Raw genomic sequence first — 22138 nt, 5'->3', positions numbered from 1 at the left:
AGATTTCACCGGAAAGTCACCTTCTGGCGGTTTATGGCACGTCGTAACCCAGAGCGGCTTTGCGGATGCGGAACCACTGCTGGCGGGTCATCTGCAGCTCTTCAGCGGCCAGTGCAGAACGCACGCGTTCTATTTTGCCGGAACCGATAATGGGCAGCGGTTTTGACGGCAGGCGCAGGATCCACGCGTAAACCACCTGTTCGATGCTTTCCGCGTTCAGTTCGCGGGCGATCGTCTCAAGCTCGTTGCGCAGCGGCTGGAATTCATCATCATTAAACAGGCGTCCGCCCCCCAGGCAGGACCAGGCCATCGGGCGAATGCGCAGCTGTTGTAGCTGATCGAGGGTACCATCCAGCAGCAGCGGCTGGTGAACCGGGGAGATCTCAACCTGGTTTGTGGCCAGGGTAAACGGCAGACGAGACTGAAGAAGCGCAAACTCCGCCGGGGTAAAGTTAGAAACGCCGAAATGACGCACTTTCCCACTCTGATGGAGGTTCAAGAAAGCTTCGGCCACCTCGTCAGCATCCATCAGCGGGTCGGGGCGGTGGATTAACAGCAGGTCGATACGATCGGTCGCCAGATTGACCAGCGACTGCTCGGCGCTCTTGATGATATGCGCGCTGTCGGTGATGTAATGACCGAGGGCGTGTTCAGGTTTTGCCGTGGTGGCAATCCCACACTTCGTGACAATTTCCATGCGATCGCGCAGTGCCGGAACCAGCTTAAGCGCCTCGCCGAACGCGGCCTCGCACTGGTAGCCACCGTAAATATCAGCATGATCGACCGTGGTGATGCCTAAATCGAGGTGCTCTTCAATAAAGCTCGCCAGCTGGAGCGGAGACATATTCCAGTCCATCAGGCGCCAGTAGCCCATCACAAAACGGGAGAATTCTGGCCCCTGGGGGGCAAGGGTAATTCGCTGAACCATAACATTTTCCTCAAGGACGTGATGTCATGAGTATACGCAATTACCGTGTTAAAAAAGTGAAGGTTGCTGGGGTTCTTCGGTCTCACCCGCTTTGTTTGCGCGTATTTTGCGCAGAAGGCGCTGTCGACAGAGGCGTAGTACCTCCTGCTTTTGCGTGTCGCTAAAGTTTTGCCAGTTGAAACGCTCGTCACGGGTACGCATGCATCCACGGCAATATCCGCGTTCATCCACCTGACAAATACCCCGGCACGGGCTCTGGATGGGGAAAAACTCCAGCTGCTCTGCCACACTCACCTCCAGATAGCCACTCTCACCTACAGTGAAGACGCTAAACGCGCCACGTGCAAGGCCTATAGCACAGATTTGTGGCATTAAGGTTTCACTAATCTTCCCTCTCTATACTCGGCCCATCATGACAATAACAGGTTTACCGATCGATGTGGTCAATCAAAAAGTTACACTGTAACGACATTAAATTTACTCTGGGTTGTGCTCTCTTCTTTACGTTAATCAACGGGCTGTTTATCCAGCGCAGCTGGGCCATTATCGGCCCAATTCATCTGCACGACTTCCTCTTTGCCGCCTCCGTACCGCTGGTGCTGTTTTGCGGCTGGGTGATTGTCTTTAGCCTGCTTAATATCCCGTATATCCGTAAACCGCTGCTGATTGTTTTAACCATCGGTTGCGCCGCTGCGACGTATTTTATGTACACCTACGGCGCGGTGATCGATCAGAATATGATTGTGAACGTCTTCGAAACCAACTCTCAGGAAGCGACCGCCCTGGTGACCCCGCAGATGATTCTGTGGATTGTTATCGCAGGCCTTGTTCCCTCGGTGGTGCTGGCTCTTACCCACATTCGTACCGGGAAATGGTGGTATGCCCTGCTGACGCGGGTTGCCGCGATGCTCGGCGCCCTGCTGGTAATTATCCTGATTGCCGCCGTGTTTTATAAAGATTACGCCTCGCTGTTTCGCAACAACAAAAGCATCGTCAAAATGGTGACCCCGGCCAACTATGTCAGCGCCGTGGTGAAGTACAGCAAGATGCGCTGGTTTGCCGGCGATCAGACGCTGGTGCGGATTGGTGAAGATGCCCATAAAGGGCCACTGATTTCCGGTCAACAAAAGAAAACCGTTCTGGTGCTTGTCGTCGGCGAAGCGTCTCGCGCGGCAAACTACTCCCTGAACGGTTACGATCGTGAAACCAACCCGGAGCTAAAAAAGCAGGATGTGATTAACTTCCCGCAGGCCTCCTCATGCGGCACTGAAACCGCGGTTTCCGTTCCGTGCATGTTCTCCGGCATGACGCGCAGCAAGTACGATGCCGACCTTGCACACCATCAGGAAGGTCTGCTCGATGTGCTGAAGCATGCGGGAATCAATCTGCTGTGGCGCGACAACGACGGCGGGTGTAAAGGTGCCTGCGATCGCATCCCCCATACCGATATGACGCAGTGGAATCTGGATCAGTTCTGCAAAGATAAATCCTGTATTGACGACGTGAACTTCTACCGTCTGGACAACGTGCTGGATGGCGTGAAGCAAGATACGGTGCTGGTTATCCACCTGATGGGGAGTCATGGACCGGCGTACTATCGCCGTTACCCGGACAATTTCCGGAAATTCACCCCAACCTGCGACACCAATGAAATTCAGGATTGCGACCATCAGGCGCTGGTAAACACCTATGACAACACTATCCTCTATACCGACAGCATGGTCAGCAAAACCATTGATGCGCTGAAAGCGCGACAGGCAAGCATGAACACCGCGCTGATTTACCTTTCGGATCACGGTGAATCACTGGGTGAAAGCGGTATTTATCTGCACGGCACGCCGTACATGCTGGCGCCGGAGCAGCAAACTCATATTCCGTTTATGTTCTGGCTGTCACCGGATTATGCAAAAAACTTTGGCATCAACGGACAGTGTTTGCGTGACCAGGCAGCAAAAAATGCGGTTTCCCAGGACAATTTGTTCTCAACCGTATTGGGTATGATGGACGTGAAATCAACGACTTATCAACCGCAGCTGGATATACTGAGTGCATGTCGTCAGTAAACTCGCTTGCATTAGACCGAACGGTCTATTAGAGTGCGGCCATGAGCAGAAATACTGAACACGATACCCGCGAACATCTACTGGCAACCGGCGAGCAGCTTTGCATGCATCGCGGGTTTACCGGTATGGGGTTGAGCGAGTTATTAAAAACCGCTGAGGTACCGAAGGGGTCGTTTTATCACTACTTCCGTTCCAAAGAGGCCTTTGGCGTGGCGATGCTGGAGCGTCATTATGCTGGCTACCACCAGCGTCTGGCGACCCACTTTGCGTCGGGTGAGGGGAACTACCGGGATCGTGTTCTGAATTACTATCAGGAAACGCTGAACCAGTTCTGTCAGCAGGGCATTATCAGCGGATGCCTGACGGTCAAACTGTCTGCCGAAGTGTGCGATCTTTCCGAAGATATGCGCTCGGCGATGGATAAGGGCGCCCGCGGCGTAATCGCCCTGCTGGCCCAGGCGCTGGAAAAAGGTCGCGAAGAAAAAACGCTGGCCTTTTCCGGCGACCCCTTAATGCAGTCTCAGGTGCTCTACTCCCTCTGGTTAGGAGCCAACCTGCAGGCAAAAATTTCGCGCAGTGCCCTGCCGCTGGAAAGCGCGCTGGCACATGTGAAAAACAGTATTACTGCGCCAGGCGTATAACGGGCGCTTTTTATTTACCTTATTACTAGTCGACTGGTCTACTCAGGAGTCTTTATGTCAGCTGAAAAACTGTTTACCCCATTGAAAGTGGGTGCCGTCACGGCGCCAAACCGCGTGTTTATGGCTCCGCTGACCCGTCTGCGCAGCATTGAGCCGGGTGACATCCCCACCCCCCTGATGGGCGAATACTATCGTCAGCGCGCAAGCTCTGGCCTGATCATTACGGAAGCCACACAGATTTCTGCTCAGGCGAAGGGTTATGCGGGCGCGCCGGGCCTTCACAGCCCGGAACAGATCGCCGCATGGCAGAAAATTACCGCAGGCGTTCACGCTGAAGAGGGTCGCATTGCGGTCCAGCTGTGGCATACCGGTCGTATCTCTCACAGCAGCATTCAGCCTGGCGGCCAGGCTCCGGTCTCCGCTTCGGCCCTCAGTGCAAATACCCGCACTTCCCTGCGTGATGAAAACGGTAATGCGATCCGCGTGGATACCTCTATGCCACGTGCCCTGGAGCTGGATGAAATCCCGGGTATCGTTAACGACTTCCGCCAGGCCGTGGCCAACGCTCGTGAAGCCGGTTTTGACCTGATTGAGCTGCACTCCGCGCACGGCTACCTGCTGCACCAGTTCCTGTCACCGTCGTCTAACCATCGCACCGACCAGTACGGCGGCAGCGTCGAAAATCGCGCTCGCCTGGTACTGGAAGTGGTTGATGCCGTATGTCAGGAGTGGAGCCCGGATCGTATCGGGATCCGCGTTTCCCCAATCGGTTCTTTCCAGAACGTCGACAACGGTCCGAACGAAGAAGCCGATGCACTGTACCTGATCGAAGAACTGGCTAAACGTGGCATCGCTTATCTGCACATGTCCGAGCCGGACTGGGCCGGCGGCAAGCCATACACTGAGGCTTTCCGTCAGAAAGTGCGCGAACGTTTCCACGGGGTCATCATTGGTGCAGGGGCGTATACGCCGGAGAAAGCCGAAGATCTGATTAATAAAGGGCTGATTGATGCCGTCGCGTTTGGCCGTGACTACATCGCCAACCCGGATCTGGTTGCTCGTCTGCAGAAAAAAGCAGCGCTCAACCCGCAGCGTCCGGAAAGCTTCTACGGCGGCGGCGCGGAAGGCTACACCGACTACCCTTCACTGTAATCTCGCCATTGTTCATTGATAGCGGCGACAGTTCGCCGCTATACTAAAACATCGTTTCTGATCAAAAAGCTTTTTTATTCCATTGGTTAATGAGGAAATTATGCGCCTACTTCACACCATGCTGCGCGTTGGCGACCTGCAACGTTCTATCGATTTCTACACTAACGTCCTGGGCATGAAGCTGCTGCGCACCAGCGAAAACCCGGAATACAAATACTCGCTGGCGTTCGTGGGTTACGGCCCGGAAACGGATGAAGCAGTGATCGAGCTGACCTACAACTGGGGCGTTGACAGCTATGAGCTGGGCACGGCCTACGGCCATATCGCGCTGGAAGTGGATAACGCGGCCGATGCGTGCGAACGCATTCGCAAAAATGGCGGTAACGTTACGCGCGAAGCGGGCCCGGTAAAAGGCGGCACCACCGTGATTGCGTTTGTGGAAGATCCGGACGGTTACAAAATCGAGCTGATTGAAGCCAAAGACGCCGGTCGCGGTCTGGGCAACTGATCCCTCAGGGCGCAACGTGCGCCCGTAGTTTTACTGCATCACCCCGCAAAATTTGCCATAATGCGCTCTGCTTTTTCCCCATGTAAGAGACCCTGATGTCCGATAACGCTCAATTTAGCGGTCTGTGCGACCGTTTTCGTGGTTTTTATCCCGTTGTCATTGATGTAGAAACAGCCGGATTTAACGCTAAAACCGATGCGCTGCTCGAAATTGCCGCCATCACGCTGAAGATGGATGAACAGGGCTGGCTTACACCGGACACCACGCTGCATTTCCACGTTGAACCTTTCGAAGGGGCAAACTTACAGCCAGAAGCGCTGGCGTTTAACGGTATCGATCCGCATAACCCGCTGCGCGGTGCCGTCAGTGAATATGATGCGCTGCACGCCATTTTTAAAATGGTGCGTAAAGGCATGAAAGAGAGCAACTGCAGCCGCGCCATTATGGTGGCCCATAACGCCACCTTCGATCACAGCTTTACCATGGCTGCCGCGGAGCGCGCGTCGCTCAAACGCAACCCCTTCCACCCTTTTGTCACCTTCGACACCGCCGCATTGAGCGGCCTGGCGCTGGGACAAACGGTGTTATCTAAAGCCTGCATTACGGCTGGCATTCCGTTCGACGGAACGCAGGCGCACTCCGCTCTATACGATACGGAGCGCACCGCAGAGCTGTTCTGTGAGATCGTCAACCGCTGGAAGCGTCTTGGCGGCTGGCCGCTGCCGATGGGTGACTGCGAAGAATAAAAAAAAGCGACCTTATCTGGTCGCTTTTTTATTTGCGCAGAAAATTACTCTGCGTCCGGCTCTTCCGTTTTGTACTTCGCCGCCGTCTCTTTGATCAGCTGCTGCAGTTCGCCGCGCTGATACATTTCAATCAGGATATCGCAGCCGCCAACCAGTTCGCCGTCAACCCACAGCTGTGGGAAAGTCGGCCAGTTAGCGTACTTAGGCAGCTCAGCGCGGATGTCCGGATTCTGCAGGATATCAACGTAAGCAAAACGCTCACCACAGGCTGACAGCGCCTGAACCGCTTGTGCGGAGAAGCCGCAGCTTGGCAGCTTCGGAGAACCTTTCATATACAGCAGAATCGGGTTTTCAGCGATCTGGCGCTGGATTTTTTCAATAGTGGTGCTCATGTCTTGCTTCCTTTAACTTCTGTTACGGCATTCGTCTGACATTGTAGCGGTTCAGACTGGCATCGGAAAATAACATTTTTGTCACGTTTATACATTCTACCCCGAGTCACGAAAAGTTGCATTGCAAATGGTGTTTACCCCTGCGGCAGTCAGGGTTTTGCTTAGGGAGCGGGCAAATGTGCGACAGAACGATGAATTTTTTTGCACTTGCTAACGAAACACGATTGTAGATTGAAAAATGCTATTAACTTTCTGGCTTTTTATAGATTAGAATCGACGGGCTTTGTAAATCACACGCGGGTATTATTGATGACCTGCATTTATCAGGGGACTGCCCAGTGGCGCGGATAAATAAAATCTCGATCACGCTCTGTGCTTTACTGTTTACTTCACTCACTTTCACGCCAGTGGCAAACGCCTCTCAGCAGGCGCGGCATTCTGCTGTACAAAAAAACCATCTGGTGAAAGCCACAGAACGTAAGAAAAAAACCACCGCTAAGAACGACAAGAAAAAAACACCGGCTCAGACGAAACAGACCGCTTCCAGCAAAACGAAAACAAAACCTTCCCGCACTGCCCACTCTGCCAAAAGTAAAGCTTCGCAAACCGCCGCTAACCTCGTTACTGAAAAATGCATCACGCGTAAAGGCCATAAGGCGAAATGCACGAAGGTCACGAAAATTGCGGAAGTGCATAAAGTGCGCGTACAGAAAGCGCAAAAAACCGCAATGAATAAACTGATGGGGCAGATTGGTAAACCTTATCACTGGGGTGGGACTTCGCCGCGTACCGGTTTTGACTGCAGCGGCCTCGTCTATTACGCCTATAAAGATCTGGTCAAGTTCCGCATTCCGCGCACCGCCAACGAAATGTACCACCTGCGCGATGCCTCACCGGTTGACCGCGGTGAGCTGGAAAATGGCGATCTGGTGTTCTTCCGCACCCAAGGCCGCGGGACGGCTGACCACGTTGGCGTCTATGTAGGCAACGGAAAATTCATCCAGTCTCCACGTAGCGGTCAGGATATTCAGATCACCTCTCTCAGTGAAGACTACTGGGTACGCCACTACGTCGGCGCACGCCGCGTGATGACGCCGAAAACCATTCGCTAACCCCTGCCCTGCCACACCCGTGGCAGGGTAAGTTCCTCTTTTGCATACCCTTTCAATTTGCTATCCTGTCCTTGTTGTCTGTGTGGTTATTGGCAACGCAAAATACAATAAGGAGAGAAGCAATGTCGTTCGAATTACCTGCACTACCGTATGCAAAAGACGCCCTGGCACCGCACATTTCTGCGGAAACCCTGGAATATCACTACGGCAAACATCACCAGACTTACGTCACCAACCTGAACAACCTGATCAAGGGCACCGATTTTGAAGGCAAAACGCTGGAAGAGATCGTCCGCAGCTCTGAGGGTGGCGTATTCAACAACGCCGCTCAGGTGTGGAACCACACCTTCTACTGGCACTGCCTGGCGCCGAATGCCGGCGGTGAACCTGTCGGTGAACTGGCTACCGCTATCAACGCCGCATTTGGCAGCTTCGCAGATTTCAAAGCGAAATTTACCGATGCAGCCATCAAGAACTTCGGTTCAGGCTGGACGTGGCTGGTTAAAGAGGCGGATGGCAAACTGGCTATCGTATCCACCTCTAACGCGGGCACCCCGCTGACCACCAGCGCGAAGCCGCTGATGACCGTGGACGTATGGGAACACGCTTACTACATCGATTACCGTAACGCGCGCCCGAACTACCTGGAACACTTCTGGGCACTGGTTAACTGGGACTTTGTGGCGAAGAACTTCGCCGCGTAAAAGACACGCAGAAGGGTTCGCCCTTCTGCGTTTTTGGTTTATTCCGCAGCGCAGGCTGCTTCTGGCTGTTTACGACCCGACATCATCACCAACAGCAGGCCAAGCGCGGCAATGATTGCCCCCATCACCGGCACAAAGCTGTATCCCAGACCACCTGAAATCACGGCCCCACCGGCCGCCGCACCGAGCGCATTGCCCAGGTTAAAGGCACCGATATTGACCGAGGATGAGAGGCCCGGCGCTTCATGCGCAACACGCATCACGCGCATCTGCAGCGGTGGCACCACGGCGAACGTTGCTGCACCCCAGACGACCATCGCCATCGCGGCGCCAAACTCGTTACGCGCCAGCCACGGAATGGCGATCATGATGACAATCAGCAGGGTTAAGAAGCCCTTCAGCGTCCCGCTCACGGAACGGTCGGCAAATTTCCCGCCGAGATAGTTGCCAATCGAGAAGCCCACGCCAATCAGCACCAGCATCGCGGTCACAAAGAGAGGCGTTGCGTGGGTAATGTCATGCAGTACCGGTGAAATATAGGTATAGAGGGTAAACATCGCCCCTGCCCCGAGAACGGTGGTAAGCAGCGCGGAAAGCACCTGCGGGCGCATCAGCACCGCCAGCTCCTTACGCACTTCCGGACGTTCTCCGGCGCTGCCTTTCGGCAGGGAGAAGAACAATGCCACCATCGCGACCACGCCCAGCCCGGCCGTCGCCAGGAAAGACATACGCCAGCCGATCGCTTCTCCCAGCCAGGTTGCAGCAGGAACACCGCCGATGTTAGCGATGGTCAGACCCATAAACATGGTGGCCACGGCGCTCGCCTGCTTATGTTTTGGCACCACGCTTGCCGCCACGACCGACCCCAGCCCAAAGAACGCGCCGTGGTTGAGGCTTGTCAGAATACGCGACAGCATCAGCGTGGTGTAGTCCGGCGAAATGGCCGAAAGCACGTTGCCGAGGGTGAAAATCGCCATCAGGAAAATCAGCGCATTGCGGCGCGCGCGATGAGAAAGGAGAAGCGTCATCAGCGGCGCCCCCACCATCACGCCGATAGCGTAGGCGCTGATCAACATGCCAGCCGCAGGGATCGAGACGTCCACGCCGCGGGCGATGACGGGCAGTAACCCCATCGGGGAGAATTCAGTGGTGCCAATCCCAAAAGCGCCAATCGCCAGGGCCAGCAGGGGAAAATTGATTTTCATGCGTCAACTCCGGATGCCGTGTCATGTGGTGACACAGAACAAAGAAGCGGAAAGCATGACATCAATCACAAAAAATGAGAAGTTAACAAAATGGCAAAAGATTTTTGCCAGAGAAGTAACAATCCGGGGAGTCGGGAGGGAAGGCTCTCCCTCCGCGTAAATCAGTGCAGCGCAGCCGTCAGACCGGCCGCAACAATCAGAGCCAGCACAACAACGGTGGTGAACAGCGAAAACTTAAGATCGGAACTCATCAATTTTTCTCCTTTTAATCCCCACACGAAAAGTGAGCTTGCTCATTTTTGCACAGATTACGTCAAAAATCTTCCTGGATTTATACTGAGAACCACTTTACCTCTTCCCCTTTTCATCAAGATAGGACAAAATTCCACGCTAAATTTATTAGCGTACCGGCCATTGACCCCCTCCTGACGTCCCGTGTCGTTTTCCCGGCGTGCCGCAATTCAAGATTGCGTGATAAGGGTGAGAGAAGGCAAACGTTTACCTTCAAGTTTTTCAGGAGTTTAGGATATGGTCTGGAGTGACATTTAATGGCAACAATTAAAGACGTAGCAAAACGCGCAAACGTTTCCACTACAACCGTATCACATGTAATTAACAAAACCCGCTTTGTGGCGGAAGAGACGCGCAACGCCGTCTGGGCAGCGATCAAGGAGCTGCATTATTCGCCAAGTGCGGTCGCGCGTAGCCTTAAGGTTAATCACACCAAGTCCATTGGATTGCTGGCGACCAGTAGTGAAGCGGCCTATTTTGCCGAGATCATTGAAGCGGTTGAAAAAAACTGCTTCCAGAAAGGCTATACCCTGATTCTGGGCAACGCGTGGAACAGCATTGAAAAACAGCGCGCCTACCTGTCGATGATGGCTCAGAAGCGCGTTGACGGCCTGCTGGTGATGTGTTCCGAGTACCCGGAATCCGTGCTGTCGATGCTCGAAGAGTATCGCCACATCCCCATGGTCGTTATGGACTGGGGCGAAGCGCGTGCAGATTTCACCGACTCCGTTATCGACAATGCCTTTGAAGGCGGTTATATGGCCGGCCGTTACCTGATCGAACGCGGTCACCGCGAGATTGGCGTGATCCCGGGTCCGCTGGAGCGCAACACCGGGGCGGGCCGTCTTGCCGGTTTTATGAAAGCGATGGAAGAAGCGCTGATCACCGTGCCGGAAAACTGGATCGTGCAGGGCGACTTTGAGCCGGAATCAGGCTACCGCGCAATGCAGCAGATCGTTTCCCAGCCGCACCGTCCGACCGCCGTTTTCTGCGGGGGTGACATCATGGCCATGGGCGCGCTCTGCGCCGCCGATGAACTGGGTCTGCGCGTACCGCAGGATATTTCCGTGATCGGGTATGACAACGTGCGTAACGCGCGCTTCTTCACCCCAGCGCTGACCACCATTCACCAGCCGAAAGATTCGCTGGGCGAAACGGCCTTCAATATGCTGCTCGACAGGATCGTCAACAAGCGCGAAGAGTCGCAGTCCATTGAAGTTCACCCGCGCCTGATTGAACGCCGTTCCGTTGCGGACGGTCCGTTCCGCGACTACCGTCGTTAATCCCTTTACGGGGCCAGCTACGCTGGCTCCCGTAACCATTCCCGGTTCAGCGTTTCGCTGTCCCCCAGATAATCCAGCAGCCAGGCCATGGCGGGCGAGACATCATTTTGTTGCCAGGTCAGGCAGCAGGCCGCGTCCGGGAACGGATTTTCCAGCGTCAGTTCAACCCATTCGCCGGTATTGATGCGCGGACGCGCAAAATGAACGGGCACCATCGCGACGCACAGTCCGGCACTGAGGCACGTCGCCGACGATTCCCAGTCCGGAGCCACCACCCGCCGCTGGTTGTCCAGAAGCCAGGTGATACGCTTGGGCAATGAACGGGACGTATCCTCCAGCACCAGCGAGGGCCAGTTGCGCAGCGTATCGTCGCTAAGCGGCCCGTCCATCGCTGCCAGAGGATGATCGCTGGCCACCACGCATTTCCAGCTCAGCATCCCCATGTCGCGAAAGGCGTAACGTCCCCCGACCGGGATCGCCTGCGTCGCGCCAATCGCCATCTCCGCCCTGCCGTCCGCCAGCGCATCCCACACCCCGTTGAACACCTCCTGCGAGACCCGCAGCTCAACGTCAGAGAAATGACGATAGAAATCGACAATCATCTGTCGGGTGCGTTCCGGCTTCACGATGTTATCCACCGCGATGGAAAGATGTCCCCGCCAGCCGTTGGCGATCTGCTGGCACTGTTCGCGGGTGATCTGCATTTTTTTGATAACAGAACGCCCTTCCTTCAAAAACCACGCCCCGGCGGGCGTCAATTCCACGTCACGATGCCGCCGCTCAAACAGCGGAACCGCCAGCCACTCCTCCAGTTGACGCACCGTGTAGCTGATGGCCGAAGGGACGCGGTGCAGCTCCTGCGCCGCACCGCTGAAGCTGCCGTTACGCGCGACAGCATCGACCACTTCAAGAGAATAATCTGACCACATTTTCTGCCTGCAAAAAATTTGAATGCACCCGCCAAATATTAGCGTTTCACAAGCGGCTTTGCACTCCCTACACTCAGCGCCAATGTATACCTGCCTCCTCAGGAGAATAAAATAATGCAACCCAGGAACGGTTTTTTAGTCTGGCTCGGCGGCTTAAGCGTGCTGGGCTTTTTGGCCACCGATATGTACCTGCCGGCTTTTGCCGCGATGCAGGAAGATTTGCAAACCCCCGCTGCCGCCATCAGTGCCAGCCTGAGTTTGTTCCTCGCCGGTTTTGCTTTTGCACAGCTGCTCTGGGGACCGCTCTCGGATCGCTTTGGTCGTAAACCGGTACTGCTGCTGGGTCTGGCCATTTTTGCGGTGGGGTGCCTGGGGATGTTATGGGTACGCGACGCCACCTGGCTGCTGGTGCTGCGCTTCGTTCAGGCCGTGGGCGTCTGTGCCGCGGCCGTGACCTGGCAGGCGCTGGTGACTGACTACTACCCGGCTAACCGCACAAACCGTATTTTCGCCACCATTATGCCGCTGGTGGGCCTCTCCCCTGCCCTGGCTCCGCTGCTGGGCAGCTGGATCCTCGCGCACTTTGACTGGCAGGCCATTTTTGCCACGCTGTTTGCCATCACGCTGGTGCTGATGCTGCCGGCGTTTGCCCTCAAGCCTGCGCATAAAAAAGAGGCGCATGCCGACGCGAAGCCGATTACCTTCACCTCACTGTTGAGCGCCAAAGCGTATCGCGGGAATGTCCTGATCTATGCCGCCTGCTCGGCAAGCTTCTTCGCATGGCTCACCGGCTCGCCGTTCATTCTGCACGATATGGGCTACAGCCCGGCAGCCATCGGCCTGAGCTATGTTCCGCAGACAATCGCGTTCCTTGTGGGCGGGTACGGCTGTCGCGCGGCGCTGCAAAAATGGGAAGGCCAGCAGATGCTGCCATGGCTGCTGGTGCTCTATGCGCTGAGCGTCATCGGGACCTGGGCCGTTGGCTTTATTCCGGGTGCCGGTCTGGCCGAAATTTTGATCCCGTTCTGCGTGATGGCCATTGCGAACGGGGCGATTTACCCTATCGTTGTGGCGCAGGCGCTGCGTCCATTCCCGCAGGCAACAGGCCGCGCCGCCGCGCTGCAGAACACCCTGCAGCTGGGTTTGTGCTTCCTGGCAAGCCTGGTGGTCTCGGCGCTGATTGCTACGCCGCTTTTGACCACCACCAGCGTGATGCTGTTCACCGTAGCGCTGGCGGTATTGGGCTATCGCATGCAGGCCTCCGCGCAGCGTGAGCAGGATAACGGTGCTCAGGTGGAAACCTCGCATGCCTGATTGCGCCAGAAATCATGTTATATTTCAGTGATTAGGTTGCTAACAATTTTCTATTGAATCACCAAATTTTGAAGCCTATACTAAATTTGGTTCGATTAAATACGATAAATATTAAGTGTTAACGGGAGCCGGAGTGCTCCCGTTTTACCATGGAAGGCATTTCGGCAAGGGTTATCTCCCTTCCTCTGTTCTACGTCGGATACTAGCCTCGCGGTATTTACCGTGAGATTTCTCACAAACCAAAAAAAGCGTCTACGCTGTTTGAAGGTTCTGATCACATCAGGGTGATGGAGAAGCTATGAGTTCATCGTGTATAGAAGAAGTCAGCGTTCCGGACGACAACTGGTCCCGGATCGTCAGTGAACTGTTAGGTCGAGCAGGCATCACTATCAACGGATCTTCGCCATCCGATCCCCAGGTTAAACATCCCGACTTTTTTAAACGCGTGTTGCGGGAAGGGTCGTTAGGCCTGGGAGAAAGTTATATGGACGGCTGGTGGGATTGTGAACGGCTGGATATCTTTTTTGCCAGCGTGTTGCGTGCCGGTCTGGAAAATCAACTCCCCCGCAATCTGAAAGACACTTTGCGTGTCGCCTCTGCCCGACTGTTTAACTTGCAAAGTAAAAAACGCGCCTGGATCGTCGGCAAAGAGCATTACGATCTCGGCAATGACCTGTTCAGCCGCATGCTGGACCCTTTCATGCAATACTCCTGCGCCTACTGGAAAGAGGCCTCGACGCTTGAAGAGGCTCAGCAGGCGAAGCTGCGTCTGATTAGCGAGAAGCTGCAGCTACAGCCCGGCATGCGCGTGCTGGATATCGGCTGCGGCTGGGGTGGGCTGGCATATTTTATGGCGAAGCATTATGGCGTCAGCGTGGTCGGCGTGACGATCTCAGCGGAACAGCAAAAAATGGCGCGGGAGCGCTGCCAGGATCTCGATGTGGATATCAGGCTGCAGGACTACCGTGACCTGAATGAACAGTTTGACCGGATTGTTTCCGTCGGCATGTTCGAGCACGTGGGGCCAAAAAACTACGATACCTATTTTGAGGTGGTGGACCGGAATCTGAAACCGGACGGCATCTTCCTGCTGCACACCATCGGCTCTAAGCGGACCGACAACAACGTTGACCCGTGGATCAACAAATACATCTTTCCGAATGGCTGTTTACCGTCCGTTCGCCAGATTGCCAACGCCAGTGAACCCCATTTCGTGATGGAAGACTGGCATAACTTTGGCGCGGACTACGACACCACCTTAATGGCATGGCATGAACGTTTCCAGAAAGCCTGGCCAGAGATTGCGGACAACTATTCTGAACGATTCAAACGAATGTTTAGCTATTATTTGAATGCCTGCGCGGGGGCGTTTCGCGCACGGGATATTCAGCTCTGGCAGGTGGTATTCAGCCGTGGGATAGAACACGGACTGCGTGTCGCACGCTAAAAAAATAACCCCGGATATCCGGGGTTATTTTTTATTCTTCTTCGGCGGTCTTTATTATTGCGGCTTCTTTTGCTGCCAGCACGCGCTCAACCGTATCAACCACAGCCTGGGTCTGCGGATCGATTTCGATATTCACGCGATGCCCCAGTTTTTTCGCGCCCAGCGTGGTGCGCTGCAGCGTTTCAGGAATTAAATGCACGCAAAAACGCGTTGGCGTCACTTCCCCTACCGTCAGGCTAATCCCGTCAATGCCAATAAATCCTTTATAGAGAATGTATTTCATTAATGACGGGTCCTGCATTTTAAACCAGATTTGACGGTTATTTTCCGAGGTCACGATTTTCGCCACTTCGGCGGTGGTCATGATGTGCCCCGACATAAGATGACCGCCAATCTCATCGCTGAACTTCGCCGCGCGCTCAACGTTGATGGTATCGCCTACCACCAGCTCGCCCAGGTTAGTGATCCGCAGCGTCTCTTTCATTAAATCAAAGCTAATCTGGTTGCCGTTAATTTCGGTAACGGTCAGGCAGCAGCCGTTATGGGCAATCGACGCGCCGGTTTCAATGCCCTCAAGCATATATTCCGGCAGCTCAACAACATGAGTACGGAAATTAGGTTTTTCATCAATGGACACCACTTTGGCAGTGCCCTGCACAATACCAGTAAACATGCTTACAACTCCTGTTTTTTCCAGACGGTGGTGGCACCGTTTAATCCCTCCACAATAACAGTTGGAAAAACAGGTTGCCAGCAGAGCGCATTTTCTGGCGATTTTTTCACTAGATAAATAGCTAAAGCCCGCTACAATAGCTGGCACCCCCCTGCATTTTCTTCTTGCTGCCAGTTTCGGCGGCTTTTTTAGTCTCTCATATAACTACAAAATAAAGGTGTTCACGTGCAGAAGTACATGAATGAAGCGCGCCAGCTATTGGCACTGGCTATACCAGTGATCGTCGCGCAGGTGGCCCAGACCGCAATGGGATTTGTGGATACGGTAATGGCAGGTGGCTACAGCGCCACCGACATGGCGGCCGTTGCTATCGGCACGTCAATCTGGCTTCCGGCCATCCTGTTCGGCCACGGTCTGCTGCTCGCACTCACCCCTGTTATCGCTCAGCTCAATGGTTCGGGGCGCCGCGAGCGCATTGCCCATCAGGTCCGCCAGGGCTTCTGGCTGGCAGGATTTGTCTCGGTGCTGATTATGGTCGTGCTCTGGAACGCGGGCCATATCATTCGCGCTATGCATAATATTGACCCGGCACTGGCAGACAAAGCCGTGGGTTATTTGCGCGCGCTGCTCTGGGGTGCGCCTGGCTACCTCTTCTTCCAGGTGGCGCGTAACCAGTGTGAAGGCCTGGCGAAAACCAAGCCCGGCATGGTGATGGGCTTTATCGGGCTGCTGGTCAACATTCCCGTTAACTATATCTTTATTTACGGTCATTTCGGGATGCCGGAGCTGGGCGGCGTCGGCTGCGGCGTGGCGACGGCCGCCGTTTACTGGGTAATGTTCTTCTCGATGCTTACCTTCTTGAAGCGCGCCCGCTCCATGCGCGATATTCGTAACGAGCACAGATTCAGCATGCCGGACTGGAACATCATGACGCGTCTGGTGCAGTTAGGGCTGCCGATCGCCCTCGCGCTGTTCTTTGAGGTGACCCTATTTGCCGTGGTCGCCCTGCTGGTCTCCCCGCTGGGCATTGTGAACGTCGCCGGGCACCAGATCGCGCTGAACTTTAGCTCCCTGATGTTCGTCCTGCCGATGTCGCTGGCGGCGGCGGTGACGATTCGCGTAGGCTTCCGCCTGGGCCAGGGCTCAACGCTCGATGCGCAAACGGCCGCCCGAACCGGACTGGGCGTCGGCGTCTGCATGGCGATCTGTACTGCGCTCTTTACCGTTGCATTACGCGAGCAGATCGCTCTGCTCTATAACGACAATCCGGAAGTCGTCACGCTGGCATCGCACCTGATGCTGCTGGCCGCGATTTACCAGATTTCTGACTCCATTCAGGTGATTGGCAGCGGCGTGCTGCGCGGCTATAAAGACACGCGTTCCATCTTCTTTATCACTTTCATCGCCTACTGGGTGCTGGGTCTGCCGTGTGGCTATATTCTGGCCCTGACCGACCTGGTGGTTGAGCGCATGGGGCCGGCAGGGTTCTGGATGGGCTTTATCATCGGCCTGACCTCGGCGGCGATTATGATGATGATGCGCATGCGCTTCCTGCAGCGCCAGCCATCAACGGTCATTTTGCAACGCGCTGCACGTTAACGACGCAGTAGCCGCCGCCTGGCGGCTACTTTCTCTTCACTTTGCGCGGTAATACAGCAATCGCGTGAAATCAGAGAGAAAATTGCATTTTCCCTCTTGCCACCTCGATGCTGTGCCGCTAATATTCGTCCCCGTTGTCACCGACAACACGTTGCGTTCATAGCTCAGTTGGTTAGAGCACCACCTTGACATGGTGGGGGTCGTTGGTTCGAGTCCAATTGAACGCACCATTCTGCGTCCGTAGCTCAGTTGGTTAGAGCACCACCTTGACATGGTGGGGGTCGGTGGTTCGAGTCCACTCGGACGCACCATTTCAGTCCTGAAATGGTGCAACTCCTCTTCTGATATCCTGAATTTTCCTAATCCCTTATTTTCTTCATTGTTCTCCTGCTACGCTTTTCCTATGGAAAAAAACACAGGAAACGTGTTGATGAAGAAGATCGCGATTATCGGCTCCGGCCCCACAGGGATTTACACCTTTTATCACCTGCTTAAGAACAGCACGCCGCTCTCCGTTTCCGTTTTCGAACAGGCCGATGAAGCCGGCGTGGGAATGCCCTATAACGACGACGATAATTCCCGGCTGATGCTGGCGAACATTGCGAGCATTGAAATCCCGCCCATTTTTATGACCTACCTCGACTGGCTCAAGGAACAGAGCGACGCCCATCTGTCGCGTTTTAAGGTTGATAAAGCCAGCCTGCACGATCGGCAGTTCCTGCCGAGGATCCTGCTGGGGGAGTATTTTCGCGACAGCTTTCGATCAATCGTAAAAGAGGCGAAAAAGCTGGGGTTCCAGGTTGAGATCCATGAATCAGCGAAGGTCACCGACATCAACCCTTCGACAACCGGCGTGACGATTTCGGTCAACGACCGCGCCCTACCGGATAAATTCGACCTGGCGGTTATCGCCACCGGCCACGTCTGGCCAGAGGAGGATGAAGCCACGCGCACGTTCTTCCCAAGTCCGTGGTCCGGTCTGATGGACGCCCGCATTCCCCCTTGCCGCGTGGGCATTATGGGCACCTCGTTGAGCGGTCTCGACGCGGCTATGGCGGTGGTGATGCAGCACGGTGAGTTTCGTGACGGTAAATTCATCCTCGACAACGGCAGCGAAGGGTTACACATTACGCTGATGTCCCGGACGGGCATTCTGCCGGAAGCCGATTTTTACTGCCCTATTCCTTACGAACCGCTGTCGGTTTTGACCGAATTCGTGGTGGAAAGCGAGATAGCCAAAGGACCGGATGGCCTGCTTGACCGCATTTTTGCCCTGATGGTCAAAGAGCTTCAGCTTGCCGATCCGGCATGGTGCGAGAAAATGTCTCTGCATACGCTGAATGCGGACACTATTCGTGAGGCCTGGTTTGAGGATCGTAAACGCCACGGCCCCTTTACCTGGGCGGAAGAGAATCTCAACGAGGTTGAACGCAACAAACGGGAACGCCGTACCGTGGCCTGGCGCTATACCGTGCTTCGGCTGCATGAAGTGGTTCAGGAAATCGTCCCCCATCTCGATGAGCAAGACGGTGAACGCTTCAGTCAGGGGCTGGCTCGGGTATTTATCGACAATTATGCCGCCATTCCTCCGCAGTCTATCCGCAGGCTGCTCGCACTTCGCGAAGCCGGCATCATCAGCGTGGCCGCGCTCGGTGACGACTACACGCTCGACGTTGGCAGCGATCGAACGGTGATAACCACAAAAGAGACCGTCTATCGTTTCGACGTATTTATTGACGCACGCGGACAAAAGCCGCTCAAAACGAAAGATCTGCCCTTCCCGACGCTGCGAAAACAGCTGGAAGCAACGGGAGATCGGATACACGATATCGGCGAGGATTACACCTTAAAAGCGCCTGACACCGTGCGCGGACGCATCGCCTTCGGCGCGATACCGTGGCTGATGCACGACCGTCCCTTCGTTCAGGGGCTGGCGGAATGTGCTGAGATTGCAGAAGCGATGGCGAAGGCGGCTGAAAAACCCGCGTCGGGATCGCGGAGAAGGTTACCGTATATTGAGATCTGACAGGGCTTCCATGCCCTGCTGTTGGTAATTACTCGAAGAAGACTTCCGGGTTTTCCGACAGCGAAACGAAACTTTTCGTCGCTTTATCCAGCGCGAGGATTTCGCCGCTTTCAATATCGTACACCCAGCCGTGCAGTCGGATGGAGTTATTACGCAGGCCCACCGCAACGGACGGATGGGTCTTGATGTTGCTCAGCTGCGCAAAGACGTTTTCCTGCACCATCGCATTGACCTTATCGATCGGCTTATCCCAGGTTTTCTTCTCTACCACGGCTTTTGCCGCGTCGGAATAGCGCAGCCAGTGTGACACGGCAGGCATCGGCTCCAGGTTCGCGTTATCGGCAATCGCCTTCATCGCGCCGCAGTTGGAGTGACCGCAAATCACGATATCCGTGACGCCCAGCGCCACGACGGCGTATTCGATGGTTGCGGACACACCGCCTGGCTCCGGTCCGAACGGCGGCACAATGTTGCCAGCATTACGAATGACAAAGAGTTGTCCAGGCTCTTGCTGGGTGACCAGTTCCGGGACCAGACGGCTGTCGGAGCATGAGATGAACAGCGCTTTGGGATTCTGGCTGGACGCTAAACTGCGGAAGAGTTCTTTACGTTGCGGGAAAATCTCTTTTTGAAAGCTGAGAAAACCTTCAATGATATGTTGCATAGCAATGTCTCTTTTATCTGTTTTAGTTTAGGCATGATCGAGATCACACTCGTAAAGTTTACCCATCGTGGTTTACTTCAGACAAGCAATATATTTCTGGCCCGACCGCTGCACGATCTCGTCCGCACTGGCCAGGATGTTCTGCCCTTCGAACGCGCCGTAAAGACGTTCAAAGGTTTTGCCTTCGAGATGACTCACCACCGACGCCACCGTTCGGGCCGGCAGCGGGAGATAATTCGGGTAGCTCCACATAAACGAGACGGCGTCTTTACCCGGCGTGACCTGCAGAATATCGCCAACCAGCAATACCCCGTCCCCCTCCTGCCAGTGCAGCACCGTTCCCCCGGCAAAATGCCCACCCAGACGCAGCAGGGTCACCGACGGGAAAATCTCCTGCGTATCCCCCTCCCAGAAATGAATGGCCGGGCTGTCGCGCATCACCCACTCTTTGTCGCTGGCGTGCAGGTACACCGGCGCATCAAACGCCGCAGCCCACTCCTGCATCGTGGTGTAATAGTGCGGATGTGAAATCGCAATCGCGCTGATGCCGCCAAGGGCGGCGATGAGGGTTTGGGTTGCGGGATCGAGGTTGGCGATGCAGTCCCAGAGGATATTGCCGTGGGGCGTTTGCAGGAGCAGCGCCCGCTGGTTAATCGCAAACGCAGGAACCGTTTTGATACCGAATAATCGCGGCTCCAGCTGCTGCCATTTGTTGCTGTGCGTGGCGGTGACGGTATCGAGATCGGTCCACGCCTGCCCCGTGATGGGCACATACTGGCGTTCATCCTCACAAATCGGGCATCTGTCAGGCTGCGTATCGTAGGCGGTCCCGCAGGTTTTACAGAGTGTAATCATGTGCTCTCCTCAGCGATAAAGCACTGAGTATGGCAGGGATTATCCTTATGTGCTGCGAGGTACATTGCTGGCTTTTTTTGCCCTATACTGTGCCATTATCGAAAACTGAACAGAGCAGGTGCAACATGGAAATTGATCTCGATAACTTAGTCTTTAACGGTCTGGATGAAGCAGAAGAGCGTAATGCGGAACGTCTGGACGATGCAGACAAAAAAGCGCAGGCGATTGTCGCCGACGACGACTGCGGCGACGCCTGCAAGATCTAATAAAAAAAGCACCGGGAAACCGGTGCTTTTTTTATTTCACTCGTTAAACGTCACGCACACCTCGTTCCAGTAGGTTTCGCGCGTGCGGCGCAGTTCAGCGTGACGTTTTATCATGGAACCACTCCGGGTCAATGTTGGCAACGTCTACGCCATACAGGCTGGCGACAGGCAGTATCGACTCAAGAACACGTTGCGCGCTGTTCTCCGCATTCGCTGGCCGGGCCGCAAAAAACCGCCGTAACGTGCTGATCCACTTTTTCATCGTCTTACCCTCTCTCGCCGTGTCTGACCTCAGTTAAGCACCCAAATCCCGTGCAGGGGAAATACCAAAATCCACTGTCTATGTGCAGGATCTGCAAATAGCACCTCGTCCTTTTCACGCTTCATTAACACCTTGTTCACTAATGCTTTTTTGCTCATAGCAAAGAACGATTTCTTATTTGGCGATAGCTTTCCCTTATGGGAGCGTAACGGGGTAAAACAAAAACAACGGGATGGCGAATGACTATGGCAGCAAATATGAAAGGGTTTACCAAACGGACACTGGTTCTGGGATTACTGGCGGCGGGGAGCCTGCTTTCAGCGCAGGCACAGGCCGATCGGCTGGCGGATATTAAGGCAGCAGGGGTGGTGAAAGTGGCCACGTTTGACGCCAACCCGCCGTTTGGCTCGATTGATGCCAAAACGCATGAGATCGTGGGTTATGACGTGGACTTTGCCAAAGCGCTGGCAAAATCGCTCGGCGTGAAGCTTGAACTGGTTGCCACCAATCCGGCCAACCGCATTCCGCTGCTGCAGTCCGGCAAAGCCGACCTGATCGTGGCGGATATCACCATCACCCCGGAACGCGCACAGGTCATTGATTTTTCTACGCCTTACTTCGTTACCGGCCAGCAGTTCCTCGTTCCGGCAAAATCACCGGACAAGCTTGATGACTATAGCCGGGCGCGCATTGGCGCAGTCAAAGGAACGACGGGCGAGCAGGCGCTGCACCAGCGTTTCCCGCAGTCCCGCGTCCTCTCTTATGACGACATCCCGCTGGCGTTGACCGCACTGCGCAATGGCAACGTCCAGGCCATTACCCAGGACAGCACCATTCTGGCCGGCCTGCTGGCGCAGGCGCCGGACAAAGCCAACTTCAAAATCCTGCCCGATCTGCTCAGTAAAGAAGAGATTGGCGTGGGGGTGAAGAAAGGTGAAACGGCGCTGCTGAAGGCCGTTAACGACGAACTGGTTAATCTCGAGAAGACCGGTCAGGCGGCAAAAATCTATGATGCCTGGTTTGGTCCTGGCACCCCTGCTCCACAGCCGCGCGCCTTTAAAATAGAAGCCAGGTAATT

The 22138-nt window shown here is 54.9% G+C and carries 24 protein-coding genes and 2 tRNA genes; 16 read left to right on the top strand and 10 right to left on the bottom strand.

Annotation, left to right across the window (positions count from 1 at the left end):
* Window positions 1–31: 31 nt before the first annotated feature.
* Window positions 32–928 carry an aldo/keto reductase family oxidoreductase gene (locus tag AB3N39_RS08950; RefSeq protein WP_133294246.1) on the bottom strand — a complete coding sequence of 299 codons (897 nt, stop codon included), beginning with the start codon at window positions 926–928 and terminating at the stop codon, window positions 32–34.
* 48 nt (window positions 929–976) lie between these two features.
* Window positions 977–1216, bottom strand: a complete 240-nt coding sequence (locus AB3N39_RS08945) for a DUF1289 domain-containing protein (protein ID WP_008500587.1) — start codon at window positions 1214–1216, stop codon at window positions 977–979.
* Window positions 1217–1365: 149 nt separating this feature from the next.
* Here AB3N39_RS08945 and eptA point away from each other — a divergent pair, with 149 nt between their 5' ends.
* From eptA to rnt, 5 genes are all read left to right on the top strand, one after another.
* Window positions 1366–2991 (top strand): phosphoethanolamine transferase EptA, encoded by a 1626-nt coding sequence (gene eptA, locus AB3N39_RS08940; RefSeq protein WP_367897224.1) that lies wholly within the window; start codon window positions 1366–1368, stop codon window positions 2989–2991.
* A 41-nt stretch (window positions 2992–3032) separates the two neighbouring features.
* Window positions 3033–3632, top strand: a complete 600-nt coding sequence (locus AB3N39_RS08935; protein ID WP_111965654.1) for a TetR/AcrR family transcriptional regulator — start codon at window positions 3033–3035, stop codon at window positions 3630–3632.
* A gap of 54 nt (window positions 3633–3686) precedes the next feature.
* Complete coding sequence (locus AB3N39_RS08930) at window positions 3687–4784, top strand: alkene reductase (protein ID WP_115874861.1); 1098 nt, start codon at window positions 3687–3689, stop codon at window positions 4782–4784.
* 100 nt (window positions 4785–4884) lie between these two features.
* Window positions 4885–5292 carry a lactoylglutathione lyase gene (gene gloA / locus AB3N39_RS08925; RefSeq protein WP_008500591.1) on the top strand — a complete coding sequence of 136 codons (408 nt, stop codon included), beginning with the start codon at window positions 4885–4887 and terminating at the stop codon, window positions 5290–5292.
* Between the two features lie 95 nt (window positions 5293–5387).
* Entirely contained in the window at window positions 5388–6038 is a 651-nt protein-coding gene (rnt, locus tag AB3N39_RS08920) for a ribonuclease T (protein WP_133294244.1), read from the top strand.
* Between the two features lie 44 nt (window positions 6039–6082).
* Here rnt and grxD read toward each other — a convergent pair whose 3' ends face one another.
* On the bottom strand, window positions 6083–6430 hold the full coding sequence (grxD, locus tag AB3N39_RS08915) for a monothiol glutaredoxin 4 (protein ID WP_003832760.1): 348 nt from the start codon (window positions 6428–6430) through the stop codon (window positions 6083–6085).
* Window positions 6431–6768: 338 nt separating this feature from the next.
* Here grxD and AB3N39_RS08910 point away from each other — a divergent pair, with 338 nt between their 5' ends.
* Together AB3N39_RS08910 and sodB are read left to right on the top strand one after the other, a co-directional pair.
* The gene (locus AB3N39_RS08910) at window positions 6769–7542 is read left to right on the top strand and encodes a C40 family peptidase (RefSeq protein ID WP_136194737.1); all 774 of its coding nucleotides are present in this window, start codon (window positions 6769–6771) and stop codon (window positions 7540–7542) included.
* Between the two features lie 122 nt (window positions 7543–7664).
* Window positions 7665–8246 carry a superoxide dismutase [Fe] gene (sodB, locus tag AB3N39_RS08905; RefSeq protein WP_029739795.1) on the top strand — a complete coding sequence of 194 codons (582 nt, stop codon included), beginning with the start codon at window positions 7665–7667 and terminating at the stop codon, window positions 8244–8246.
* 38 nt (window positions 8247–8284) lie between these two features.
* Here the strand turns inward: sodB and AB3N39_RS08900 are convergent, their stop codons facing one another.
* Window positions 8285–9451 (bottom strand): MFS transporter, encoded by a 1167-nt coding sequence (locus AB3N39_RS08900; RefSeq protein WP_115874859.1) that lies wholly within the window; start codon window positions 9449–9451, stop codon window positions 8285–8287.
* A 161-nt stretch (window positions 9452–9612) separates the two neighbouring features.
* Complete coding sequence (locus tag AB3N39_RS08895) at window positions 9613–9702, bottom strand: YnhF family membrane protein (protein WP_008500596.1); 90 nt, start codon at window positions 9700–9702, stop codon at window positions 9613–9615.
* Between the two features lie 297 nt (window positions 9703–9999).
* Between AB3N39_RS08895 and purR the strand changes: the two genes are divergently transcribed.
* A complete protein-coding gene (purR, locus tag AB3N39_RS08890) occupies window positions 10000–11025 on the top strand; it encodes an HTH-type transcriptional repressor PurR (RefSeq protein WP_008500597.1) in 1026 nt (341 codons plus the stop codon).
* Window positions 11026–11042: 17 nt separating this feature from the next.
* Here purR and punR read toward each other — a convergent pair whose 3' ends face one another.
* Window positions 11043–11954 carry a DNA-binding transcriptional activator PunR gene (gene punR, locus AB3N39_RS08885; RefSeq protein WP_136194735.1) on the bottom strand — a complete coding sequence of 304 codons (912 nt, stop codon included), beginning with the start codon at window positions 11952–11954 and terminating at the stop codon, window positions 11043–11045.
* Window positions 11955–12068: 114 nt separating this feature from the next.
* On the opposite strand from punR, the gene punC reads away from it, so the two are divergent.
* Together punC and cfa are read left to right on the top strand one after the other, a co-directional pair.
* On the top strand, window positions 12069–13268 hold the full coding sequence (gene punC / locus AB3N39_RS08880; protein ID WP_143345013.1) for a purine nucleoside transporter PunC: 1200 nt from the start codon (window positions 12069–12071) through the stop codon (window positions 13266–13268).
* Window positions 13269–13566: 298 nt separating this feature from the next.
* A complete protein-coding gene (gene cfa, locus AB3N39_RS08875; protein WP_133294239.1) occupies window positions 13567–14715 on the top strand; it encodes a cyclopropane fatty acyl phospholipid synthase in 1149 nt (382 codons plus the stop codon).
* A gap of 31 nt (window positions 14716–14746) precedes the next feature.
* Here the strand turns inward: cfa and AB3N39_RS08870 are convergent, their stop codons facing one another.
* Window positions 14747–15388 (bottom strand): riboflavin synthase subunit alpha, encoded by a 642-nt coding sequence (locus AB3N39_RS08870; protein ID WP_095442481.1) that lies wholly within the window; start codon window positions 15386–15388, stop codon window positions 14747–14749.
* A gap of 225 nt (window positions 15389–15613) precedes the next feature.
* Here AB3N39_RS08870 and mdtK point away from each other — a divergent pair, with 225 nt between their 5' ends.
* The 4 genes from mdtK (at window position 15614) to AB3N39_RS08850 (ending at window position 19013) form a co-directional block, all read left to right on the top strand.
* Complete coding sequence (gene mdtK, locus AB3N39_RS08865) at window positions 15614–16987, top strand: MdtK family multidrug efflux MATE transporter (protein ID WP_367897223.1); 1374 nt, start codon at window positions 15614–15616, stop codon at window positions 16985–16987.
* A 153-nt stretch (window positions 16988–17140) separates the two neighbouring features.
* Window positions 17141–17217: transfer RNA gene (locus tag AB3N39_RS08860), tRNA-Val, on the top strand.
* A gap of 4 nt (window positions 17218–17221) precedes the next feature.
* Window positions 17222–17298: transfer RNA gene (locus tag AB3N39_RS08855), tRNA-Val, on the top strand.
* Between the two features lie 119 nt (window positions 17299–17417).
* Window positions 17418–19013, top strand: a complete 1596-nt coding sequence (locus AB3N39_RS08850; RefSeq protein ID WP_367897222.1) for an FAD-NAD(P)-binding protein — start codon at window positions 17418–17420, stop codon at window positions 19011–19013.
* A gap of 28 nt (window positions 19014–19041) precedes the next feature.
* On the opposite strand, the gene AB3N39_RS08845 is transcribed toward AB3N39_RS08850, so the two are convergent.
* A complete protein-coding gene (locus AB3N39_RS08845) occupies window positions 19042–19677 on the bottom strand; it encodes a carbonic anhydrase (protein WP_109844381.1) in 636 nt (211 codons plus the stop codon).
* 72 nt (window positions 19678–19749) lie between these two features.
* The gene (locus tag AB3N39_RS08840; protein WP_248173635.1) at window positions 19750–20532 is read right to left on the bottom strand and encodes an MBL fold metallo-hydrolase; all 783 of its coding nucleotides are present in this window, start codon (window positions 20530–20532) and stop codon (window positions 19750–19752) included.
* Between the two features lie 125 nt (window positions 20533–20657).
* On the opposite strand from AB3N39_RS08840, the gene AB3N39_RS08835 reads away from it, so the two are divergent.
* Entirely contained in the window at window positions 20658–20798 is a 141-nt protein-coding gene (locus tag AB3N39_RS08835) for a hypothetical protein (RefSeq protein ID WP_003857665.1), read from the top strand.
* Window positions 20799–20892: 94 nt separating this feature from the next.
* Here AB3N39_RS08835 and AB3N39_RS08830 read toward each other — a convergent pair whose 3' ends face one another.
* Complete coding sequence (locus AB3N39_RS08830; RefSeq protein ID WP_038419198.1) at window positions 20893–21060, bottom strand: hypothetical protein; 168 nt, start codon at window positions 21058–21060, stop codon at window positions 20893–20895.
* Window positions 21061–21305: 245 nt separating this feature from the next.
* On the opposite strand from AB3N39_RS08830, the gene AB3N39_RS08825 reads away from it, so the two are divergent.
* The gene (locus AB3N39_RS08825; RefSeq protein ID WP_288459889.1) at window positions 21306–22136 is read left to right on the top strand and encodes an ABC transporter substrate-binding protein; all 831 of its coding nucleotides are present in this window, start codon (window positions 21306–21308) and stop codon (window positions 22134–22136) included.
* Window positions 22137–22138 lie beyond the last annotated feature (2 nt).

Origin of the sequence: Enterobacter vonholyi (genome assembly GCF_040834095.1) — a bacterium.
GTDB classification, from domain to species: Bacteria; Pseudomonadota; Gammaproteobacteria; order Enterobacterales; family Enterobacteriaceae; genus Enterobacter; species Enterobacter vonholyi.
This window is presented reverse-complemented; position numbering and strand designations above follow the sequence as displayed.